This window comes from Saccharothrix sp. HUAS TT1 (assembly GCF_040744945.1).
Classification (GTDB): Bacteria; Actinomycetota; Actinomycetes; order Mycobacteriales; family Pseudonocardiaceae; genus Actinosynnema.
Genome location: NZ_CP160453.1, coordinates 4,873,231 through 4,893,606, shown reverse-complemented (window position 1 = coordinate 4,893,606; position 20,376 = coordinate 4,873,231). Strand labels below are relative to the sequence as shown.

At 74.1% G+C, this 20,376-nt stretch carries 20 protein-coding genes; 11 read left to right on the top strand and 9 right to left on the bottom strand.

Annotated elements, in window-relative coordinates; genetic code table 11:
• The first annotated feature begins 208 nt into the window (after nt 1-208).
• The 6 genes from AB0F89_RS22795 (at nt 209) to AB0F89_RS22770 (ending at nt 5,730) form a co-directional block, all read left to right on the top strand.
• The gene (locus AB0F89_RS22795) at nt 209-1,036 is read left to right on the top strand and encodes a methyltransferase domain-containing protein (protein WP_367127576.1); all 828 of its coding nucleotides are present in this window, start codon (nt 209-211) and stop codon (nt 1,034-1,036) included.
• Nucleotides 1,033-1,563, top strand: coding sequence for a PPOX class F420-dependent oxidoreductase (locus tag AB0F89_RS22790; RefSeq protein ID WP_367127575.1), 531 nt, complete (start codon nt 1,033-1,035; stop codon nt 1,561-1,563). Before AB0F89_RS22795 ends, AB0F89_RS22790 begins: the two co-directional genes overlap by 4 nt.
• A gap of 41 nt (nt 1,564-1,604) precedes the next feature.
• Entirely contained in the window at nt 1,605-2,084 is a 480-nt protein-coding gene (locus AB0F89_RS22785; RefSeq protein ID WP_367127574.1) for an SRPBCC family protein, read from the top strand.
• A gap of 144 nt (nt 2,085-2,228) precedes the next feature.
• Nucleotides 2,229-2,762: an EF-hand domain-containing protein gene (locus AB0F89_RS22780; RefSeq protein WP_367127573.1), complete on the top strand. Its 534-nt coding sequence runs from the start codon at nt 2,229-2,231 to the stop codon at nt 2,760-2,762.
• 152 nt (nt 2,763-2,914) lie between these two features.
• Nucleotides 2,915-4,378 carry a TldD/PmbA family protein gene (locus AB0F89_RS22775; protein ID WP_367127572.1) on the top strand — a complete coding sequence of 488 codons (1,464 nt, stop codon included), beginning with the start codon at nt 2,915-2,917 and terminating at the stop codon, nt 4,376-4,378.
• Nucleotides 4,375-5,730: a metallopeptidase TldD-related protein gene (locus tag AB0F89_RS22770; protein ID WP_367127571.1), complete on the top strand. Its 1,356-nt coding sequence runs from the start codon at nt 4,375-4,377 to the stop codon at nt 5,728-5,730. Before AB0F89_RS22775 ends, AB0F89_RS22770 begins: the two co-directional genes overlap by 4 nt.
• On the opposite strand, the gene AB0F89_RS22765 is transcribed toward AB0F89_RS22770, so the two are convergent.
• Genes AB0F89_RS22765 through AB0F89_RS22745 form a run of 5 tightly spaced genes read right to left on the bottom strand, consistent with a single transcriptional unit; the run spans nt 5,647 to nt 10,639 of the window.
• Nucleotides 5,647-6,603 carry a homocysteine S-methyltransferase family protein gene (locus tag AB0F89_RS22765; RefSeq protein WP_367127570.1) on the bottom strand — a complete coding sequence of 319 codons (957 nt, stop codon included), beginning with the start codon at nt 6,601-6,603 and terminating at the stop codon, nt 5,647-5,649. The two genes, AB0F89_RS22770 and AB0F89_RS22765, sit on opposite strands and share 84 nt — an antisense overlap.
• Nucleotides 6,600-7,754 (bottom strand): PLP-dependent aspartate aminotransferase family protein, encoded by a 1,155-nt coding sequence (locus AB0F89_RS22760; protein ID WP_367127569.1) that lies wholly within the window; start codon nt 7,752-7,754, stop codon nt 6,600-6,602. Before AB0F89_RS22760 ends, AB0F89_RS22765 begins: the two co-directional genes overlap by 4 nt.
• A gap of 8 nt (nt 7,755-7,762) precedes the next feature.
• A complete protein-coding gene (locus tag AB0F89_RS22755) occupies nt 7,763-8,629 on the bottom strand; it encodes a class I SAM-dependent methyltransferase (RefSeq protein WP_367127568.1) in 867 nt (288 codons plus the stop codon).
• Between the two features lie 34 nt (nt 8,630-8,663).
• Nucleotides 8,664-9,926, bottom strand: coding sequence for an aminotransferase class V-fold PLP-dependent enzyme (locus AB0F89_RS22750; protein ID WP_367127567.1), 1,263 nt, complete (start codon nt 9,924-9,926; stop codon nt 8,664-8,666).
• A complete protein-coding gene (locus AB0F89_RS22745; protein ID WP_367127566.1) occupies nt 9,923-10,639 on the bottom strand; it encodes a crotonobetainyl-CoA--carnitine CoA-transferase in 717 nt (238 codons plus the stop codon). Before AB0F89_RS22745 ends, AB0F89_RS22750 begins: the two co-directional genes overlap by 4 nt.
• A gap of 173 nt (nt 10,640-10,812) precedes the next feature.
• On the opposite strand from AB0F89_RS22745, the gene AB0F89_RS22740 reads away from it, so the two are divergent.
• From AB0F89_RS22740 to AB0F89_RS22720, 5 genes are all read left to right on the top strand, one after another.
• Entirely contained in the window at nt 10,813-12,165 is a 1,353-nt protein-coding gene (locus AB0F89_RS22740) for a DUF885 domain-containing protein (RefSeq protein WP_367127565.1), read from the top strand.
• Complete coding sequence (locus tag AB0F89_RS22735; RefSeq protein WP_367127564.1) at nt 12,162-12,884, top strand: DUF899 family protein; 723 nt, start codon at nt 12,162-12,164, stop codon at nt 12,882-12,884. The genes AB0F89_RS22740 and AB0F89_RS22735 overlap by 4 nt, the downstream gene beginning before the upstream one ends.
• Before the next feature lie 70 nt (nt 12,885-12,954).
• Complete coding sequence (locus AB0F89_RS22730; protein WP_367127563.1) at nt 12,955-14,244, top strand: aminotransferase class V-fold PLP-dependent enzyme; 1,290 nt, start codon at nt 12,955-12,957, stop codon at nt 14,242-14,244.
• A gap of 16 nt (nt 14,245-14,260) precedes the next feature.
• Nucleotides 14,261-15,973: an ABC transporter substrate-binding protein gene (locus AB0F89_RS22725; protein WP_367127562.1), complete on the top strand. Its 1,713-nt coding sequence runs from the start codon at nt 14,261-14,263 to the stop codon at nt 15,971-15,973.
• The gene (locus AB0F89_RS22720) at nt 15,970-16,611 is read left to right on the top strand and encodes a hypothetical protein (RefSeq protein WP_367127561.1); all 642 of its coding nucleotides are present in this window, start codon (nt 15,970-15,972) and stop codon (nt 16,609-16,611) included. Before AB0F89_RS22725 ends, AB0F89_RS22720 begins: the two co-directional genes overlap by 4 nt.
• 37 nt (nt 16,612-16,648) lie before the next feature.
• On the opposite strand, the gene AB0F89_RS22715 is transcribed toward AB0F89_RS22720, so the two are convergent.
• Genes AB0F89_RS22715 through AB0F89_RS22700 form a run of 4 tightly spaced genes read right to left on the bottom strand, consistent with a single transcriptional unit; the run spans nt 16,649 to nt 20,305 of the window.
• Nucleotides 16,649-17,389: a winged helix-turn-helix transcriptional regulator gene (locus AB0F89_RS22715; protein ID WP_367127560.1), complete on the bottom strand. Its 741-nt coding sequence runs from the start codon at nt 17,387-17,389 to the stop codon at nt 16,649-16,651.
• A gap of 53 nt (nt 17,390-17,442) precedes the next feature.
• Nucleotides 17,443-18,750 carry an ABC1 kinase family protein gene (locus AB0F89_RS22710; RefSeq protein ID WP_367127559.1) on the bottom strand — a complete coding sequence of 436 codons (1,308 nt, stop codon included), beginning with the start codon at nt 18,748-18,750 and terminating at the stop codon, nt 17,443-17,445.
• Between the two features lie 17 nt (nt 18,751-18,767).
• Nucleotides 18,768-19,406 (bottom strand): hypothetical protein, encoded by a 639-nt coding sequence (locus AB0F89_RS22705; protein ID WP_367127558.1) that lies wholly within the window; start codon nt 19,404-19,406, stop codon nt 18,768-18,770.
• Nucleotides 19,406-20,305 carry a methyltransferase domain-containing protein gene (locus tag AB0F89_RS22700; RefSeq protein WP_367127557.1) on the bottom strand — a complete coding sequence of 300 codons (900 nt, stop codon included), beginning with the start codon at nt 20,303-20,305 and terminating at the stop codon, nt 19,406-19,408. Before AB0F89_RS22700 ends, AB0F89_RS22705 begins: the two co-directional genes overlap by 1 nt.
• Nucleotides 20,306-20,376: the final 71 nt, after the last annotated feature.

The following is a 20,376-nucleotide window of genomic DNA, read 5'->3' as shown; positions in this document are numbered from 1 at the left end:
TCCTCGAAGGACATTTAACTACGACATCGTCCACCTTCCGGTCGCCGATGTCGCTTGTAGCCGGACGGGTGAACCGACAACACCTGTCCCCCTGACGGGTGAAGTGCGTCCTTCACCCGCCAGAGCAGGCGGAAGTCCGGGCCCGGTCGGTTGAGAAACTGATAGCTTGTGGGAGTTCTCGTGACCACCGCTTCCCCTGGAGCCCGGGATGACCGACACCAGCGCGCCGGAGGCCGCGGTAGCGCGGATGTACGAGCGGACCACCGCACTGGTCGAGCGGATCTGGGGTCCCAACCTCCACTTCGGCTACTGGACCGGTCCGTTCGACGACAGCGACAAGGACCGGGCCCAGGAGCGGCTGACCGACCTGATGATCGAGCGGGTGCCGCTCGCACCGGGCCGCCGCCTGCTGGACGTGGGGTGCGGCGTGGGCCACCCGGCCCTGCGGTTCGCGCGGGAGACCGGGGCCGGCGTCGTCGGGGTGACGATCGCGCCGGGCCAGGTCGCCTCGGCCACCGACGCCGCCCGCCGGGAGGGCCTGCAGGACCGGGTCGCCTTCGAGCTGGCCGACGCCGCCGCGCTGCCGTTCCCCGACGACAGCTTCGACGGCGCGTGGGCGCTGGAGAGCATGCCGCACATGCCGGACCGCGCCGCCGTGCTGCGCGAGGTCGCCCGGGTGCTCCGGCCGGGGTCCCGGCTCGCGATCACCGACGTGGCCCGGTGCGGACCGCTCAGCGAGCGGCAGCAGCGGGACCTGCGCGAGCAGATGCTGATCACCGCCCCGCCCCGGGCGGAGCTGATGGCGCTGCTCGGCGCGGCCGGGTTCGACGTCCTGGAAACCGTCGACATCACCACGAGCACCCTGCGCACCACGGAGCTGACCAGGCAGGCCCTGGTGGGGAGCGCGGACGAGCTGTCCCGGCTGTACGGCGCGGCCACGGTCGAGCACATGGCGCGCATCCTCGACGTCTACGACGAGGCGGTGCGGACGGGGGTGGAGTACCTGCTGATCACCGCGTCGGTCGGGGAGGCGTGAGCGCGACCATGCACGAGATGTCCGAGCCCGAGTGGCGGGCCTTCGTCGGCCACGGGACGCGCACCGGCAAGCTGGCCACCGTCCGCGCCGACGGCCGGCCGCACGTCGCGCCGGTCTCGTTCGTGGTGCACGGCCCGGAGGTGCTGTTCTTCACGGGCCCGGACACGGTCAAGGGCCGGGCGCTGCGCAGCCGGCCGCGCTTCGCCCTGTGCGTGGACGACGAGCGGCCGCCCTTCGCGTTCGTCCTCCTCGAAGGCGAGGCGCGGGTGGAGGACGAGCGCGAGCAGGTGCGGACCTGGGCCAGGCGCATCGCGACGCGGTACCTGGGCGCGGACCAGGCCGAGGCGATCGCCGACCGGAGCGAAGAACTCGGCGAGCTGCTGGTGCGCGGTCGGATCACCAAGGTGGTCGCGCGCACCGGGTCCGCCGCCGAAGCCACCTCCGAAGCCACCGCCGACACCGCCGACACCGCCGAAGCCACCGCCCATACCGCCGACACCGCCGCACACCCCGTGGGCACACCGTGAAGACCAGCGGCGCGAGCCGCACCAGTGGAAGGACGAAGGTCATGGGTTCGGACCGGATCGAGCGCGAGGTCACCATCGCCGCACCGGTGGAGCGGGTGTGGACGGCGCTGACGGCGCCGGAGCACGTCGGCCGGTGGTTCGGCTCCGGCGCGCCGGCGGAGGTCGAGCTGCGCCCCGGCGGGATCATGCACCTCGACCACGGGGAGCACGGCCGGTTCCCGACGACGATCCAGGTGGTCGACCCGCCGCACCGCTTCGCCTACCGCTGGGCCAGCGCCTACCCGGGCGAGGTGGCCACCGAGGACAACGCCACGCTCGTGGAGTTCACCGTGGTGCCGCACGGCGACGGGACCGTGGTCCACCTGGTGGAGAGCGGCTTCGACGCCCTCGACATCCCGGAGGACAAGCGGGCGGGCGCCTCGCACGAGAGCCACGCGGCCGGTTGGGCCGACGCGCTGGAAGGGCTGCGGCAGCACGTGGAGCGGCTGCGGGAGCCCGAGCACGCGAACCACCCCGCCTGACCCGACCGCCGCCCTTCCCGCGGCACGCGGGACGTCCGGTCCCCTGGGCGACGGAGGACGGCCGCGCCGCGCGCCGTCCCCGGGTCGAAGGCGCCACCGGCGACGTGCCGGGACCGGCGATGTGCCGAGCGAAGGAGACAACAGATGACCACCGACCTCAAGCAGCGCAAGTACGACAAGGTGTTCGAGCTGATCGACGCCGACCACGACGGCCGGATCGACCAGGGCGACATCAAGGCGATCGCGGACAAGTGGTGCGAGGCGCTGGGCGCCAAGGCCGGTTCGGCCGAAGCGGCCAGGCTCGCCAAGCTGGCCTCGGACATGTGGACCGGGCTCCAGCAGCACACCGACCTGAACGTCGACGCGACGATCAGCCGGGACGAGTGGTCCACCGCGGCCCGGGACCCCGGTTTCGTGGACGACGTCGCCGTGCCGTTCTCCCTGGCCGCCTTCGACGCCGCCGACCGGGACGACGACGGGCAGATCAGCTTCGAGGAGATGGCGGCGGCCCAGACGCGGGGCGGCATGGCCGAGAGCGAGTCCCGCGCGGCGTTCGACAGGATGGACCGCGACCACGACGGCCTGGTGAGCCGGGACGAGTTCGCCACCGCCGTGCGGGAGTTCTACCTGAGCGACGACCCGAGCGCGTCGGGCAACGAGCTGGCGGGCAACCTGTGAGTCGTCGGAAGTGGTGAGCGGGCAGGTGACGCGGCCGCCGGGGCGCCCCCGGCGGCCGCGGTCACGGGGTGGCCGGGTCCGGCCCGCACGCCGCTTAATCCTTTCGTGTCAAGGAATTCTCCTCCCCCCGGTTCTCCCCTAGCTTGGTCGACGTGCCCGGCTCATCCCGCGCGGCGACCGCCGACCAGCTCGCCGAGGCGGCGCTGGACGGCGCCCGCCGGCTCGGCGCCCGGCACGCGTCGTTCCGGTTCGACCGCGTGCGGACCGGGCAGCTGGCGCTGTTCGACGGTTCCGTCCGGTCCGCGCACGACTCCGCGATCACCGGCCTGTCGGTGGAGGTGTGGTGCGACGGCGCCTGGGGCTTCGCCGCTTCGGGCGACCCGACGACGCGGTCGGCGCGGGACACCGCCGGCCGGGCGGTCGACGTGGCGAGGTCCTGCTCGGCCCTCGGCCCGGCCGACGAGCCCGTCCCCGAGCCCGTGCACGACGGCGACTGGTCGTCGGGGTGCCGGATCGACCCGTTCTCGGTGCCCGAGGCCGAGCGGGCCGGCCTGCTGGCGAGGTGGAGCGCGCGGCTGCTCGCCGCGCCGGGGGTCGCGCACGTGCGCGCCAAGCTCGTCGCCGTGCGGGAGGACAAGTTCTACGCCGACCTGGCGGGCACGCGCACCAGGCAGCGACGCGTGCGCGTGCACCCGCAGGTGCTGGTGGCCGGCGGCGCGACGACGCTGCGCACGGTCGGGCCGCCCACCGGGCGCGGGTGGGAGTACCTGCTCGGCGAGGGCTGGGACTGGGACGCCGAGCTGGCCGCCGTGCCGGGTCTGCTGCGCGCCAAGCAGGACGCGCGACCGGTGCGGCCCGGCAGGTACGACCTGGTGGTCGACCCGTCGCAGCTGTGGCACACCGTGCACGAGACGGTCGGGCACGCCACCGAGCTGGACCGCGTGCTCGGGCACGAGGCCGCCTACGCGGGCACCAGCTTCGTGCGCCCGGACGACGTGGGCGAGCTGCGCTACGGGACGCCGCTGATGACGGTCGCCGCCGACCGGACCACGCCGCACGGCCTGGCCACCGTCGGCTACGACGACCAGGGCGTGGCCGCGCAGTCGTGGGACCTCGTCCGCGACGGCGTGCTGGTCGGCTTGCAGCACGACCGCCGCACGGCGCACGCCGTCGGCGCGACGCGCTCGGTGGGCTGCGCGTTCGCCGAGTCGGCGCTGCGGCCCGCGTTCTCGCGGATGCCCAACGTCTCGCTCGCGCCCGTTCCCGGCGGGCCCACCACCGAGGAGCTGATCTCGGCCGTCGACGACGGCATCTACCTCGTGGGGTCCGACAGCTGGTCGATCGACGCGCGGCGGTGCGACTTCCAGTTCACCGCCCAGCAGGCGCACCGCGTGCGGCGCGGCGAGCTGGCCGGTCAGCTGAGCGGTGTCGCCTACCGGTCGGACACCCTGGCGTTCTGGGGCTCGCTGGCCGCGGTCGGCGGCGAGGGGACCTACCGGGTGTTCGGCGCCGACCTCTGCGGGAAGGGCCAGCCGGTGCAGGTGGCCGCGGTGAGCCACGGCTGCCCGACGGCGGTCTTCCAGGGCGTGCGCGTGCGGAACGCGGCGGGCTCGTGACGACGCCGCAGGAGATCGCCGAGCTGGCGCTGGCCGGGCCCGACGACCGGATCGCGATCGTGGACGAGACCTCGACCGCGCACCTGCGCTGGGCGGGGAACGCGGTGATCGGCAACGGCGTCGTGCGCAGCCGGACCCTCACCGTGATCGCGTCGGCGCCCGGGGCCGGGATCGGCGTCGTCTCCCGTGAGGGCGCGCTGGACCGGGACGCGGTGCGCGCGGCGGTGGACGAGGCGAGGGCCACCGCGCGCCGGGCCGCGCCCGCGCCGGACGCGCTGCCCCTGCCACCCGCGGCGGAACGGCAGTGGTCGCGGCCCCCGGTGGAGACGTCCGCCGACGCGTTGGCCGGGGTGGTGGCGCAGCTGGCGGAGGTCTTCGGCCGGGCGCGGGCCCGCGGCGAGTCCGTGTCCGGCTACGCCGAGCACCAGGTGCGCACGACGTACCTGGCGTCGTCGTCCGGGCTGCGGCTGCACCACGCCCAACCGGGCGGTGTGCTGGACCTGACCGCGCACGACGCCGACCGCACCGCCTCGGGTCGGGTGGGCGTGGACCTGGCCGACCCGGCCGAGGCGGACCTGCTCGCGGGCTACGCCGACATCGCCGCCCGGCTGGAATCCGCGCGGCGCCGCGTCGACCTGCCCCCAGGGCGGCACGACGTCATCCTGTCGCCGTCGTGCGTGGCCGACCTCGTGGTCCACCTCCACCTCGCCGCCGACCTCCAGGAGGCGCTGAGCGGCGGCGCGGTCTTCAGCGGACCGGACGGCGGCACCCGCCTCGGGGAACGGCTCACCGAGGCGCCCCTGACGCTGGCGAGCGACCCCGCCGCGCCCGGTCTCGGCTGCCTGCCCTTCGCGGTCGTGCGCGCGCCGGGGCCGGGGGCGTCCTGCTTCGACAACGGCACGCCGCTGCGGCGCACCGAGTGGATCAGCGACGGGTCGCTGGCCAACCTGGTCACCACCCGGCACTCGGCGCGGTCGGCCGGGGTGCCGCACACCCCGAGGGTCGGCAACCTGCTGCTGTCCGGTCCGCCGACCGACCGGACGCTGGAGGACCTGGTGGCGGGCGCCGACCACGGCCTGCTGGTGACCTCGCTGTGGTACCTGCGGGACGTGGACCCGTCGCGGCTGCTGCTGACCGGCGTGACGCGGGACGGCGTCCAGGTGGTGAAGGGTGGCGAGGTGGTGGGCACGGCGCCCGACTTCCGGTTCGACGTGAGCCCGGTGGAGCTGCTGGCCCGCGTCGCCGACATCGGCCGCACGGAGCCGGCGCTAGCCCGGGAGTGGGGCGACCGGGAGTTCCGGACCGCCGTGCCCGCCTTGCGGGTGGAGGACTTCGCGCCCGTCGAGGGGTGACGCGAGGGCCGCGCGCAGGGCGTCGACGTGGGCCGGGGTGCTGCCGCAGCAACCCCCGAGCACGTCCACCCGGTAGTCGGTCCGCCACCGGTCCGCGGTGGCCGCGAACTCCTCGGGTTCCACGGCGGTCGGCAGCGGGCCGGGGTCGTCCCCGCGCACGCCGGCCCGCCGTTCCAGGTTCGGGTAGGCGCCGATCGCGCCGGCGCAGTGCGCCCGCAGCGCCGCCAGGCAGCGCTCGGTCTCCGCGAACGGCGTGCAGTTGACCAGCACGGCCTCCGCGCCCTCCCCCTCGACCACGCGCGCCGCCTCACCCAGGTCCTCGCCGGAGAGCAGCCTGGCGCCGCCCGCGCACACGAAGCTCACCCAGGCGCGGGCGCCCACCGACCGGGCCGCTTCGAGGGCGATCCGGGCCTCGCGCAGGGTGTTCATCGTCTCGATGAGCACCAGGTCCACCCTGGCCCGCACCAGCTCGGTGGCCAGCCACAGGTGTTCCCGGCGCAGCTCGTCGTCCGGCGGAACCAGGTCGGGCCGGTAGCAGTCCTCGACCGGCGCCACCGACGCGCCGACCAGGGCGTCCGGGACCTCCGCCGAGTGGCGCGCGGCCTGCGCGACGCCGACCGCGGCGTGCACCATCCAGCCCAGGCCCGCCGCGTCCAACCCGTTGGCGCGCAACGCCCGCTCGTTGCAGCGGAACGTCGCGGCGGTGATCACCCGCGCGCCCGACCGCAGGTACCGCTCGTGCACGTCGCGCAGCACCGTCCGGTTGGCGTCGGTCAGCAACGCTCTGGTCGTCCACCACGGGGGCCGCACCGGCAGCCCGGCGCGCTGCAGCTCCGTCGCCAGCCCGCCGTCCAGCAACACCGTGGGGGTCATCGCGATCGGCTCCTCTCCGCGTACGAGGCCGCCGCCATCGCGGCGGTCAGGTCCTCCACCAGGTCGATCGGGTCCTCGATGCCGAACGACAGCCGCACGAGGTTGTCCACCACCCCGGCCCGCTGCCGGACCTCCCGAGGCACGGGCCGGTGGCTCATCGTGGCCGGGCACTCGATCAGCGACCGCACACCGCCCAGGCTCACCGCCGCCGCGAACAGGTCCGTGCGGCGCAGCAGCTCGTGCACGTCGCCCAGGTACTCGAAGCCGACCATCGAGCCGGGCGCCGACATCTGCGCCGCGGCCAGCTCGAACTGCGGGTGGTCGGGCAGCCCGGGGTAGTGCACGGCGCCGACGAAGGGCGACGCGGTCAACGCCTCGACCGCCGCCCACGCGTTGGCCACCTGCCGCGCGACCCGCAGCGACAGCGTCTTCAGCCCCCGGTGCACCAGGTAGCAGTCGAACGCGCCGGGCACGCCGCCGGCGAGCGTCCGGTGCCCGGCCAGCCGCTGGTGCAGGGCCGGGTCGTCCAGCACCAGCGCACCGCCGAGCACGTCGGAGTGCCCGGCGATGAACTTGGTGGTGCTGTGCAGGCTCACGTCGGCGCCGGCGGCGAGCGGCTGCTGGAGGGCCGGGCTGGCGAAGGTGTTGTCCACGACGACGACCGCGCCGGCGCGGTGGGCGGCGGCGCTGATCGCGGCGATGTCCGCGACCTTCATCAGCGGGTTGGTCGGCGTCTCCACCCAGACCAGGTCGACGTCGCCGGACAGCGCCGCGGCCGCCGCGGCCGCGTCGGACAGGTCGACCTGCCGCACGTCCACCCCGCGCTGACGGCACAGCTCGAACAGCCCGTAGGTGCCGCCGTAGACGTCGTCCGACGCGACCACCCGGCTGCCCGGCTCCAGCAGGGACAGCACGGCCGACGCGGCTGCCTGGCCGGAGGAGAACGCCAGCGCGAACCGCACGTCCTCCAGCGCCGCCAGGCACGTCTCCAGGTTCTCCCTGGTCGGGCTCTCGCCTCGCGCGTAGTAGTACTGCGGCGGGTCCTGGGCGAACTGGTCGAAGGGCACCGAGAGGTGGATCGGCGGGATCACGTCGCCGGTGCCGGGCCGCGTCCGCTGGCCCTCGTGGACCAGCTTCGTGTCGAACCGCATCGGGCCGCTCATCCGATCGGGGCGGTCGCCCGCAGGCACAGGGCCGTGCTGGGCAACGGGATCGAGCCGTCCGGCCGGGCGCGCTCGGCCGCCGCGGCGGCGACGTCGGCCCACAGCGCGGGCTCGTCGTCGCCCAGCAGTTCGCGGGCCGTCCGCCGGATCCGCACGGGGGTGATGGCCTCGGTGAACCGGGCGTAGGACGCCGCCGAGTCCAGCTCGAACGGGACCTCCACCGCGTCGACCGACACGTCGGTGAACCCCGCCGCGACCAGGTGCGCCGACACGACCTCGGGGTCGGACATGCTGAACGGGCCGGGTTCCCAGGGCTTCGGCGCGGGCAGGTCCAGCCGGCCCGCGAGCACCCGGAAGCCGAGCGAGACCATGGGCGCGGTGTCGGGTGGGCCCCAGGTCGACGCGGCGAGCACCCCGCCGGGCTTGAGCACCGCGGCGATCGAGCGGAAGGCGCTGACCGGGTCGGGCAGGAACATCAGGCTCCACCGGCCGAGCGCCACGTCGAAGCTGTCGCGCGGCAGGTCCAGCGACTCGACGTCGCCGACCAGGAACTCCACGTTGGCCGCGCCCCCGGCTCGCCGCCGGGCCAGGTCGACCATGGCGGGCGCCAGGTCGACGCCGACCACCCGGCCGGTCGGGCCGACCGCGGCGGCGGCGGTGAGCGCGGGCTCGCCCACGCCGGTGCCGACGTCGAGGACGGAGCTGCCCGGTCCCACACCGCCGATCTCCAGCAGGCGCGCGGTCACCACCCGGGCGCCGCGCTCGAACGTGTCGGCCACGTCCAGCCACCCGGCGCTGATGGCGTCCCAGTGGAGGCGCTGGCCCTCCTTGAAGCGGAGGTGGTCGAGTTCCGTCGCGGTCATGGGGCCTCTCCGGGCTGTCGGGGGTCGGTGAGGGTCAGAGGAAGCGCTCGGTGGGGTGGTCGGCGGTCCACGGGCCGGGCCGGGCGGTCTTCAGCACCGACCGCAGGTACTCGATCTCGGCGGGGGTGTTGTAGACCGCGAACGACAGCCGCACGGTGCCGACCAGGCCGAGGCTGTCGAGGAAGGTGCTCGCGCAGTGCACCCCGCAGCGCACGGCGATGCCGTGGGCGTCCAGGTGGCCGCCGACGTCGTAGGGGTGGACGCCGCGCACGGTCAGCGACACGATGCCGCACGGGGTCGCGCCGGGGTCGCCCACCACCGCCACGCCGTCCAGGTCGGCGACGGCCTCCAGCGCGGCCTCGACCAGGCTCTCGTCGTGCGCGCGGACGGCGGGCGCGCCGAGGCCCGCCAGGTACTCCAGCCCGGCGGCCAGCCCGACCGCGCCCGCCACGTTCGGCGTGCCCGCCTCGAACCGCGCCGGGCCGGGGACGTAGCGGACCGGCTCGACGTGGCTGACGCCCTTGACCGTGCCGCCGCCCACCCGGTACGGCGGCAGGTCGGCCAGCAGGTCCCGCTTGCCGTACAGCACGCCGACGCCCATCGGCCCGTACACCTTGTGCCCGGAGAAGCAGTAGAAGTCCGCGTCCAGCTCGCGCACGTCCACCGGCAGGTGCGCCACCGCCTGCGCGCCGTCGACCAGCACCAGGGCGCCGTGGTCGTGCGCCAGGGCGGCCAGCTCCCGCACCGGGTTGACCGTGCCGAGCACGTTGGACACGTGGGCCACGGCGACGATGCGCACCCCCGGCCCCATCAGCGCGGCGAACGCGGTCAGGTCGACCCGGCCGTCCGCGCCGGTGGGCGCCACCACCAGCTCGGCGCCGACCTCGTCGCACAGCCGCCGCCACGGCAGCAGGTTGCTGTTGTGCTCCATGCCGCCGACCACCACCCGGTCACCGCGACCGACGACCCGCCTGCCGACGACGTCGGCGACGAGGTTGGTGGCGTCGGTGGTGTTGGCCGTGAAGACGACCTCCTCCGCGAACCGCGCGCCGAGGAAGCGGCCGACCGCCGCCCTGGCGCCCTCGTAGCGGTCGGTCGCGGTCATCGCGAGCCGGTGGTGGCCGCGACCGACGTTGCTGTTCGCGGTGCGGTAGTAGTCCACGATGGCGTCGATCACCGCCTGGGGCTTCTGGGTGGTGGCGGCGTTGTCGAGGTAGACCGGCGCGCCCGGACCCCGCAGCAGCGGGAAGTCGTCCCGCACGGTCGCGGGCAGCGCGCCCGGGTGGACCTGGCTCATCGGGTCTCCTCGGTGGCGAACAGCGCGCCGAACCGGTCCACGTAGGACCGGTCGAACGCGAACACCTTCTGCTGGGGGTAGGGCCGGTCACCGGGGGGCGCGTAGTCCCGGTCGCCCGGCGACCGCGGCACGCCGGCGGCGTCCCTCAGGTGCGGGCCGAAGAAGAACCAGCAGACCTGCCCGATCTGCTCGGTGAACAGCGCCGGCCGCGCGGCCACCGGGTACATCCGCGCGTGCAGGTAGGTCGCGGTGAACTCGCCGCGCGGGCCGAAGCCCTGGTCGAACGCCACGTGCCCGAACACGTCGTGCACCACGCGGAACACGTCGTTGTGGCACAGCGGCACGCCGTCCGCCGCCACGCCCGCCGGCTCGCGCATCGGGTGGTCCGCGGGCCCCGGCACGGAGCCGTGGCCGTCCTCGGTCAGGTGCAGCTTCAGCACCCGCGTGGCGCGCACCGACCCGCGCAGCTCGGCCGAGTCGCGGTACGGCAGGCCACTGCCGCGCCACGGTTCGACGCGGATGCCGGCCGCCGCCACGAGGGCGAACTGCCGGGCGCTCGCCCGCTGGAGCGCCCGGTAGCTGCGAGCGAGCCGCCGGTCCAGCGCCCACGCCGGCGCGCGGTCGTAGACGTCGGCCACCTCGCGGCAGAAACCCTCGTCCAGTCGGATGTCCAGCGACGCGGGGCGGATCCGGTCCACGATCGACTCGAACAACAGGACAACCTCCCCGACGGTCTGGTCGCCGAACCACTTCGACTGTAACAGCGGCTATATGTTCCTAAAGCCACCTGATCGAGTGGACGCGACCGCGGTGGTGGCGAGCGCTCCGCGTTGCCGACCTCCGGGGCCCCGGTTACGGTCACGGCGGTGCCGATCCGGGAGGCGCGGTGTACGAACCGGAAGTGCGCGAGTACCTGCGGCTCGGCCTGCTCCTGGGCCGGGTGGCCGACGGCTTCGTGGACTGCTGGTTCGGCGATCCCCTGCTGCGCCGGCAGGTGCACGCCGAACCCGTGCCGACGCCCGGTGAGATCGCCCGGCAGGCCACCGAGGTCATGGCCCGCGTGGCGGACAGCGGCCTCTCCGCGCGGCGCAAGCGCTTCCTGACCGCGCACCTGACCGCGATGAGGTGTTCCGCCCTGCGGCTGTCCGGCCGGCACGTCCCGCTGCGCGCCGAGGTGCGCTCCTGCTTCCAGGTCGGGATCGAGGTCGGCGACCGGGACCGCTACGCCGAGGCGCACGCCGAGATCGACGCGCTGCTGCCGGGCGGCGGTGACCTGCGCTCCAGGGTGGAGCGGTTCCACGAGGACAACACCGTGGGCCCCGAACACCTCGAACGCGCGGTGCAGGCGGTCTCCGACGCGCTGCGCCCGCTCGTGCGGGACCGGTACGGGCTGCCCGAGGGCGAGCACGTCCGCTACGAGGTGGTGAGCGACAAGCCGTGGAACGCGTTCAACCGCTACCTCGGCGGCTACCGCTCGCTGGTCATGCTCGACTCCCACGCCGGTCGCAACCTCGCCGCGCTGCCCGTGCTGGCCACCCACGAGTCCTACCCCGGCCACCACACCGAGCGCTGCCTGAAGGAAGCCGGGCTGGTCGAGGGGCGCGGCGAGGGCGAGCACGGCCTGGTCGTGGTCAACACACCGCAGTGCCTGGTGTCGGAGGGCCTGGCCGAACTCGCCCTCGCCGCGTCCGTCGGCGACGGCTGGGGCGCGTGGACGTCCGCCGTCCTGGCCGACGAGGGCGTGCGGGTGGACGGCGAGCGGGTGGAGGCGGTGATGCGCTCGTGGTGGAAGTTGATGGGCGTGCGCCAGGACGCCGCGATCATGCTGCACGACCGCGGCGCGTCGGAGGAGGAGGTGGTGGCGCACCTGGTCCGGTGGCTGCTGCTGCCCGAGCAGCGGGCCAGGCAGGTGGTGGGCTTCCTGACCGACCCCCTGTGGCGCGCCTACACGGTCACCTACGTCGAGGGCAGGCGGCTGGTCGGCGAGTGGCTGGACGCGCGTGGCGACGGGGAGAGCGTCGCGGACCGGTTCCACCTCCTGCTGCGCGACGGCGTCCTGCCCGAGGACCTGCGCGGCGCGGGGGTGGCGAATCACCCCATCGGGCAAGGCGGGGTGGTTGTGCCGCGCACCGCCGATGGGCAACGCTTTGTCCGCGGCGTTCGACGGCCCGTGCACGCGGCCACCACCGCGGAGTCCACTGGGGACGGTTCCGCCGCGGACACGGAAGGGGCACGATGAGCGGTACCCATGGTCGACCCGTCCTGCCGATCTGGCCGATGGGCGCGAGCCCGGAGTACCAGGCCGCCCGCACGCAGCTCGCCAGGGCCGAGCGGGCGCTGCGGGACCAGGTGGAGGCGGTCGCCGCGGCGCGCCGGGCGTTGCCGCCCGGACCGGTGCTGCGCGACTACGAGCTGACCGAGGACGGGCCCGGCGGGCCGGTCCGGACGCCGCTGCGCGAGCTGTTCGACGGGCACGACACCCTGGTCGCCTACCACCTGATGTTCCACCCGGACCACGACGAGGCGTGCCCGATGTGCTCGATGTGGGTGGACGGCCTGCGCGGCGTCGCCACGCACCTGGCCCGGCACACGGCGTTCGTCGTGATCGCCAAGGCCCCGCTGGACAAGCTCCGGTCCTGGGCGGACCGCCGGGGGTGGACCGGGCTGCGCGTCCTGTCCAGCCACGGCACCACCTTCAACGCCGACCTCAACGCCGAGCGCCCCGGCGGCGAGCAGCGGCCGATGGTGAGCGTGCTGCGCGACGAGGGCGGCGTCGTCCGCCACTTCTACTCGATGCCCGCGAACCACTTCGACGGCGCCGAGCGCGGCATCGACCTGCTGAACCCGGTGTGGAACGTGCTCGACCTGCTGCCGGGCGGTCGCGGCGACTGGTACGCGGGCAACGACTACGTGCCCGACGGCGGGGGCGCCCGGGTGGCCGCGTCCTCCTCCGCCTGACGGCTCCGACCGTTCGCACCGGCCCTGGCCGTTCGCACCGGCGCCGCCGACCGCACGAAGGGGACGAACCGTGGCCCTGATCACCGACTTCGACTCCGGCCTCGCCACCGCCTCGTGGGACCGGGTCCGCGACCTCTTCGCGCTCGACCCCGCGGCCACGCACCTCAACACCGGCACCATCGGCGCGATGCCGCACGAGGTCGTGGAGACCTACGACCGGGTGACCAGGGAGTGGGCGGGCAGCCTGGCCAACATCTACCCGCCCAGCCTCTACCCCGAGCACCGGGCGCTGATCGCCCGGGACTTCGGGGTGGACCAGGACGAGATGGTCATCTGCCACAACGCCACCGAGGGCATCTCGCGGATCATCGCGGGCCTCGACCTCGGCCCGGACGACGCGGTGCTGACCACCACGCACGAGTGCTTCTCGGTGCTGTCCAACTTCAACCTCGCGCACAACCGGTTCGGGGTGTCGGTCGACCTGGTCACCCCGCCGTCCGGCCCGGACGTCACCGCCGAGCAGGTCGTGGCCGCGTTCGAGGCCGCGCTGACCCCGCGCACGAAGGTGATGGCGTTCGCGGCGGTCACGCTGTACACCGGCACCCGGATGCCGATCCGCGCGCTGTGCGACCTGGCCCAGCGGCACGGCGTCATCACGATCGCCGACGCGGCGCTGATGCCCGGCGTGCTGGACGTCGACCTGCGCCGGCTCGGCCTGGACTTCATGGCGGGCTCGGGCTCGAAGTTCCAGTGCGGCCCGCTCGGCACCGGCCTGCTGTACGCGCGCAACAAGGTGTTCCCCGAGCACAACCCGCTGCCGCTGCCCCGGTTCTGGCCGGTGGTCTCCACCTGGTACCCCCTCCTGGGCGACATGCCCAAGCGCACCACGACGTCCGTCGAGACCTGCAACCTGGGCGACTACCTGCAGAGCGCGGGCAGCGCGAGCATCGGCCGCGCCGCCGCCCTGGCCAAGGCGTGCGAGCTGTGGAACCGGATCGGCAGGCGGCGCATCGAGGAGCGCGCCCTGGAACTGGGGTGGCACGCCAAGCGGCGGGTGGTGGAGCTCTTCGGCGAGGCCGCCCTGTACTCGCCGCTGCACGACGCGCGGCTGCACGCGCCGGTCGTCGCGTTCAAGCCGTTCCGCGACCCCGAGGACGCGTGGAACATCAACAAGATCATGGCGTTCGTCGACCGACTGGAAGCCGAGCACCGGATCTGGATCAGGTGGGTCGAGTTCCCGGTGCCCGGCTCACCGCACGCGCACTACGCGGCGCGCGTCTGCACCCACCTGTTCAACGACCACGACGAGATCGACCGGGCGCTCAAGGTGATGGCCCGGCTCGCCGACGAGATGTCCTGACCCGGAGGCCAGCAGCATGAGCAGCAGTGAACCGCGGCGCGGGGGGACCCTCCGGCTCTACGGACCCGGCAGCATGGACCACCTGGACCCGGCGTCGGCCTACTACGCGCTCGGCCACCAGGTCATCCGGCTGTTCGCGCGGCAGCTGTTCACCTACCCGGCGGTGCGGGACCTGCGGGACTGGCGGGCGATCGCGCCCGTGCCCGACGTCGCGGTCGAGGTGCCGACGACGTACAACGCCGGGCTGAGCGTGAACCACCTGACCTACACCGTCCGGCTGCGCCGCGGCGTGCTGTGGGACACCACGCCGCCGCGCGAGGTCACCGCGCACGACTTCGTCCGCGGCTTCAAGCGGATGTGCAACCCGGTGTGCGGCGCCGGCGCGATCCGCTACTTCACCAGCACCATCCGCGGCCTGGCCGAGTTCGCGTCGGCGTACGCGGCGGCCGTCCCGCACGCCGACGCGACCGCGGCCGAGCTGGCGGACTTCCAGAACCGCAACGAGATCAGCGGCATCCGGGTGCTCGACCCGTGGACGCTGGTGTTCGAGCTGATCCGCCCGGCCTCCGACTTCGTCCACGTCCTCGCGATGCCGTTCGCCTCCGCCGCGCCGGTCGAGTACGACGCGCTGGTGCCCGACAGCGACCGGTTCCGGCGCGAGGTGCGCTCCAACGGCCCCTACCGGGTGGTCGACTACGACCACGGCCGGTTCCTGCGGCTGCTGCGCAACCCGGTGTGGGACAAGGGGGCCGACGACGTGCGCAACCAGCACGTCGACGCCGTCGAGGTGGTCATGGAGCGCGCCGACCCGGTGGAGGTGGGCCGGCGGATCACCTCCGGCGCTGCGGACCTGTCGTGGGCCTCCCCCGTCACCGAGCCGTACGACGCCAACCCCACCGACCCCGGCAACGACCTCGGCTACGCGCTCAACCCGTACCTGGTGTTCAACACGGTGAGCCCGAACAACGGCGGCGCGCTGGCCGATCCGGGGGTGCGCCGGGCGCTGGCGTGGGCGTTCGACAAGGTGGCGGTGCTCGACATCTACGACCGGCTCGCGGCGGGCACGGTGATGCGGCCCGCCCGCTCGGCGATCCCGCCCGGCAACTTCGGGTACGAGCCGTTCGACCTGTACCCGACACCGGGCGACCGGGGCGACCCGGACCGGTGCCGCGCGCTGCTGGCCGAGGCCGGTCACCCGAACGGGTTGACGCTGACGTTCCTGCACCGCGACGTGGACGCCAACCCCGAGGTCGCCAAGTCCTGCGCGGCGGACCTGGAGCGGGCCGGGATCACCGTCGACCTGCTGCCGATGGGCCACGCCGACTACTACGCCCACCTCCAGGACCCGGCCAACGCCGAGGCGGGCGCGTGGGACCTGACCTCGCCGTCGTGGACCCCCGACTGGTTCGGCGACAACGGCCGCGCGTTCCTCCAGCCGATGTTCCAGACCAACCGGACCAGGGGCACCAGCAACTACGGGTGCTACAGCAACCCCGAGGTGGACGAGCTGATCGAGGAGGCGCTGGCCACCGTGGACGAGGACCGGGCGCACCGGATCTGGCACCGGGTGGACGAGCTGGTCATGCGGGACGCGGCGATCGTGCCGGTCCTGGAGCACGCGCCGACCATCCCGCACCTCAAGGGCGCGCGGGTCCGCAACGCCATCCCGATGCCCACCATCGACCGGTGGTTCGACCTGTCCAACCTGTGGCTGGAGCAGGCGCCGTGACCGCGCCCACGACGATCCCGGTGGTGCGCTCGCTGCCGTCGCCCGGGAGCTACCTGTGCGGGCTCACCTGGTTCGAGGGCCTGCTGTGGCAGTCCGACCAGGACGCCGGGAGGATCTGGGCGATCCACCCCGGCTACGGCGACGTGGTGCGGGAGCTGGAGTGCGACCGGGTCCGCGCGGACCTGACCCACCACGACGGCCTGCTGTGCCAGGTCGGCGGCCGGCCCAAGAGGCTCGTGCTGGTCGACCCGAGGGCGGGCGAGGTCGTCGGCACGAAGCCGGTCACCCCGTCCAACGGCAGGCTGTGCGGCGTGGAGTCGACGGCGGAGGGCGTGTGGATGTGCCTGCGCGCGCCCGCGGTGGTGCAGTTGCGGGACTTCGAGACGATGACCGTGCGGCGGGAGATCCCGATCGAGGGGTCGCCGTCGGGGCTGACCGCGGTCAACCGGACGGTGGTGTACGCGGAGTTCGACACCGGCCTGGTGCGGGCCGTGGACACCCGGGACGGGCGGATCGTGGGCACGGCCAGGGTCGAGGGCGCGCCGACGGGGATGGCCTGGGACGGCTACAGCCTGTGGTACTGCGACTTCCGGTCGCGCCGGCTCAAGGCGATCCGGCTGGACGACGTGCTGGACTGACCGGTGGGCCGCCGGCCGGGCACGCCGGACGACGTGCTCAGCCGGCCACCCGGCCACCGGGTCGGGCAGCCACCCGGTCGCCGGGTCCGGCGGGCGCCCGGTCGCCGGGTCGGGCGGGTGCCATCCCGGCCTCCAACCCGAGCAGGTCGCAGCAGCGCAGCACCGCGTCGGTCTCGCCGACCAGCGACAGCCGCCCGGTGACCATCGCGGCCAGCGGGGTGAGGCGGCCGGAGCCGATCTGCACGAACGTCGTCGCGTCCGTCGTGGCCACCATGGCGGGCTCGGCCGCGGGGCCCTTCACCGCGCGCGGCACGTGGTCGCGCACCTCGACGTGGTAGACGTCGTCGTCCACCCGGAACTCGTAGCACTCGTCGTGCCCGGTGGCCCGGTCCGGGCGCAGCATGGCCTCGACGGCCAGGAACCCCCAGTGCGGGCGCACGGTGTCCTGCTCGGTCACCTCGCCCACGAACCGCATGCCCCACCGGGCCAGGCCCGACACCAGGGGCCGCAGCTCGTGCCCCGCCGGGGTCAACCGGTACGCCAGCCGCGAGCCGGTGCCGTGCAGGTCGACCTGCTCCACGACGCCCTTCTCCACCAGGAACTTGAGCCGTTCCGCGAGGAGGTTGGTGCCCAGGGCGGGCAGGTCGGCCAGCAGGTCGACGTAGCGCCGCGGGCCCATCAGCAGCTCGCGCACGATCAGCAGCGTCCACCGCTCCCCGATGACGTCGAGCGCGGAGGCCAGTCCACAGTATTGGTTGTACGCCCGCTTACCGCCCATCCCACTACTATAAACTCCAGCGTTCGCGCGGAAGCGCCACGGGCGGCAGCCGGTCAGCGGGCGCCGAACCGGCCCTTCATCAGCACCGGCCTGGCGAGTTCCTGGAAGTCGACCTCCGGGTCGAGGTCGCGGATCGTGCCCTCGATGACCAGCAGCGACAGCAGCGGGAAGATCAGCTCCGGCGCGGCGTGGATGCCGTGCCTGCGCTGGAGGTCGAACATCTCCGCGGCGAACGCCATCAGGCTGAACCGCCGCGCCGACAGCTTGTGGCTGCGCCGCACCAGGTCGGCCATCCGGTCGAGGAAGCCGGGCAGGTCCGCGTCCGGGCGCACCTCGGCGGAACTCTCCACGACGATCGCGGCGCACTTGTCGCCGTCGCCGGTGGCCATGTTGAGGAAGAAGTCGGCGAACAGCAGCCGCAGCCGCTCGGTCAGCTGGACGCTGAACCCCGCGTCGAGCACCACCACCTGCGCGGACTCGGTGAAGTACAGGTTGCCTGGGTGCATGTCGCAGTGCACGAAGCCGTTCACGAACAGCATCTCGTAGATGGCGGTGAGCCCGGACGCGGCGAACTTCCGCCGGGCGGCGGGCGAGCACCGCGACGCCGCGTCGACGTCCAGGTCGCGGATGAACTCCATGACGATGCACTCCGGCCGGCACGCCTCGGCCACCACCCCGGGCACCCACACCCTGGGCACCACGGCCAGGTCCGCGCGCAGGCGGGCCAGGCTCGACGCCTCGCGCTCGAAGTCCAGCTGCCCCAGCACGGCGGCGCACATCGCGTCCACGACGTCCACCACCGGGACACCGCGCGCCGGCGGCAGCCTGGACACCAGGCCGGCGCCCCGCCGCATCAGGCCGAGGTCCAGCCGCATCACCCGCTCCACCCCCGGCCGGCGCAGCTTCAGCGCCACCTCGCGCCCGGAGGTCAGGCGCGCCCGGTAGACGCCCGCGATGCTGCCGCTCGCGACCGCCGAGTAGTCCACCTCGGCGAAGGTGTCGTGCAGCCGGTCGCCGTAGACGTCGGCCAACGCGCGTTCGGCCCGCGCCGCCGACAGGGGCGCGACCGCGTCCTGCAGCGTCGCCAGCTCGTCGCACAGCCCGGCGGGGAGCACGTCGCGCCGGGTGCCCAGGACCTGCCCGGCCTTGACGAACGCCGGGCCGAGCCGCATCAGCAGCGTCGCCACCGTCGCCCACCCGAGCCGGCGTGCCCCCGCGGTGCCGCGCAGCAGGACCACGACCGGCAGGGCGACGGCGACCGGGACGAGCGTCGCGGCCGTGACGAGGAGGATCGTGGTCAGCCGCAGCGCGAGCGCTGCGACTCCGGGTGGACCGCCGGAACGGGCGATGCGCGCGGTCATGCCCGGCCCCCTTCCGCTCAGCTCTTGTCGACGCCCGGCACCTCGATGGCCCGCAGCTGCAAGGTCGTGTAGTCGCAGTACCAGATCCGGGTGCCGTCCCAGGTGATGCCGGTCGGGTTGCCCGCGACCGAGAACGCGGCCACCTCGCGCCGCTCGTCGATGTCCACCATGGTGATGGTCGACGCGGCGTGGTCGGCGTAGGCGAGGTAGTTGTCCGAGACGGTCACGCCGGCCGGTCTCCCGGACACCGCGAAGGTGTCCAGCAGCTCCAGGTCGTCGTAGCCGCGCAGGTCGATGCGCCGCAGGTCCTCGTACCCCAGCCAGACGCCGTGGTGGGTGGCCTCCAGCCCGCACAGCACGTTGTCCGGTCGCGGGTTCGGGATCTCCCGGAACTCGTCGCCCGACTCGGCGTCCATCACGCGCAGCGCCCGCCGGTCGCCCACCACCTGCACGAGGTTGCCCCCGATGGTGGTCAGGTCGGTGCGCACCTCGGGGCACGGGACGTGGCGCAGCACCTCGCCGCTGTACGGGTCCAGCGCCATCACCTCGTTGGCGACCGCGTCGGAGAACATCAGGAACTCGCCGGTCCACGTCAGGCCGCACAGCTTCAGGCCGGGGACCGGGATGTCGCGGACGGTGCCCGCCGCGAACGGCATCACGGCCTCCCCGCCCGGACGATGCCGCAGTCCAGGCTCCAGGCCGCGGCGTCCCGCGCCTGGCCGCGCCCGCGCGGCGGCGCGACCACCACCCGGACCTCGTCGCCCGCCCGCACCTCCGCGTACCGCAGCGGCCACACCCACACCGCCCAGTTGCAGCCGGGGTAGGACGGGTAGTTCGACAGCGACTCGCCGTCGACCAGCTCGGCGGTGAAGTAGCCCATGACGGCCTGGAGGCAGCCGTCCCGGCGCACCGGCAGGCGCACCTCGCGCCGGGTCCGGCCCGTCGAGCCCTGCCCGACCACCTCGTCGGACAGCACGGCGGGCGCGCTGAGGAAGCGCGGCTCGCGCTGGAAGAAGTGCAGCTGCGCGTGCGGTTCCACGAGTTCCTGCACCGCGTGGAAGCGGTAGCCGGGCACGACGTCGGCCCACGTGCCCCAGCCCTCGCCGTCGAACTCGATGGCGACCAGCTCGGTGGTGAGGCGGCGCGGCACGACCGCGCCGCCGGGCCGCAGGTTGCGCCGGGCCACCGCGTCCAGGACCTCGACCATCTGCTCCTCCGGACCGAGGTTGCCCATCATCTCGGACACGATCACGTCGGCGCGGCGCGGCAGCCTGACCACCCGCGCGTCCCCCTGGACGAGGGTCACCCGGTCGTGCAGGTCGTTGTCGGCGATGATCCGCTCGGCCACCGCGGCCATGGCCGGGTCTGCCTCGATCGCGTAGACGTGGCCGGCTCCGTGCCGCAGGGCCAGCATCGACAGCACCAGGGTGCCCGCGCCGACGTCGGCGACCACGTCACCTGCCGTGATCACCGACGCCAGGGCCCGGTCGTAGGCGCTCAGCCGGGGGCGGTCCGCGAGCATCACCTGGTGCATGACTAGGAGCCGCTGGTCCATGGGCGCCTTCCTGGAAGGGCTTCCCGGACAGCCGTCCGGGCGGAACGACGAGTATGTCCGGAAAACCGCCG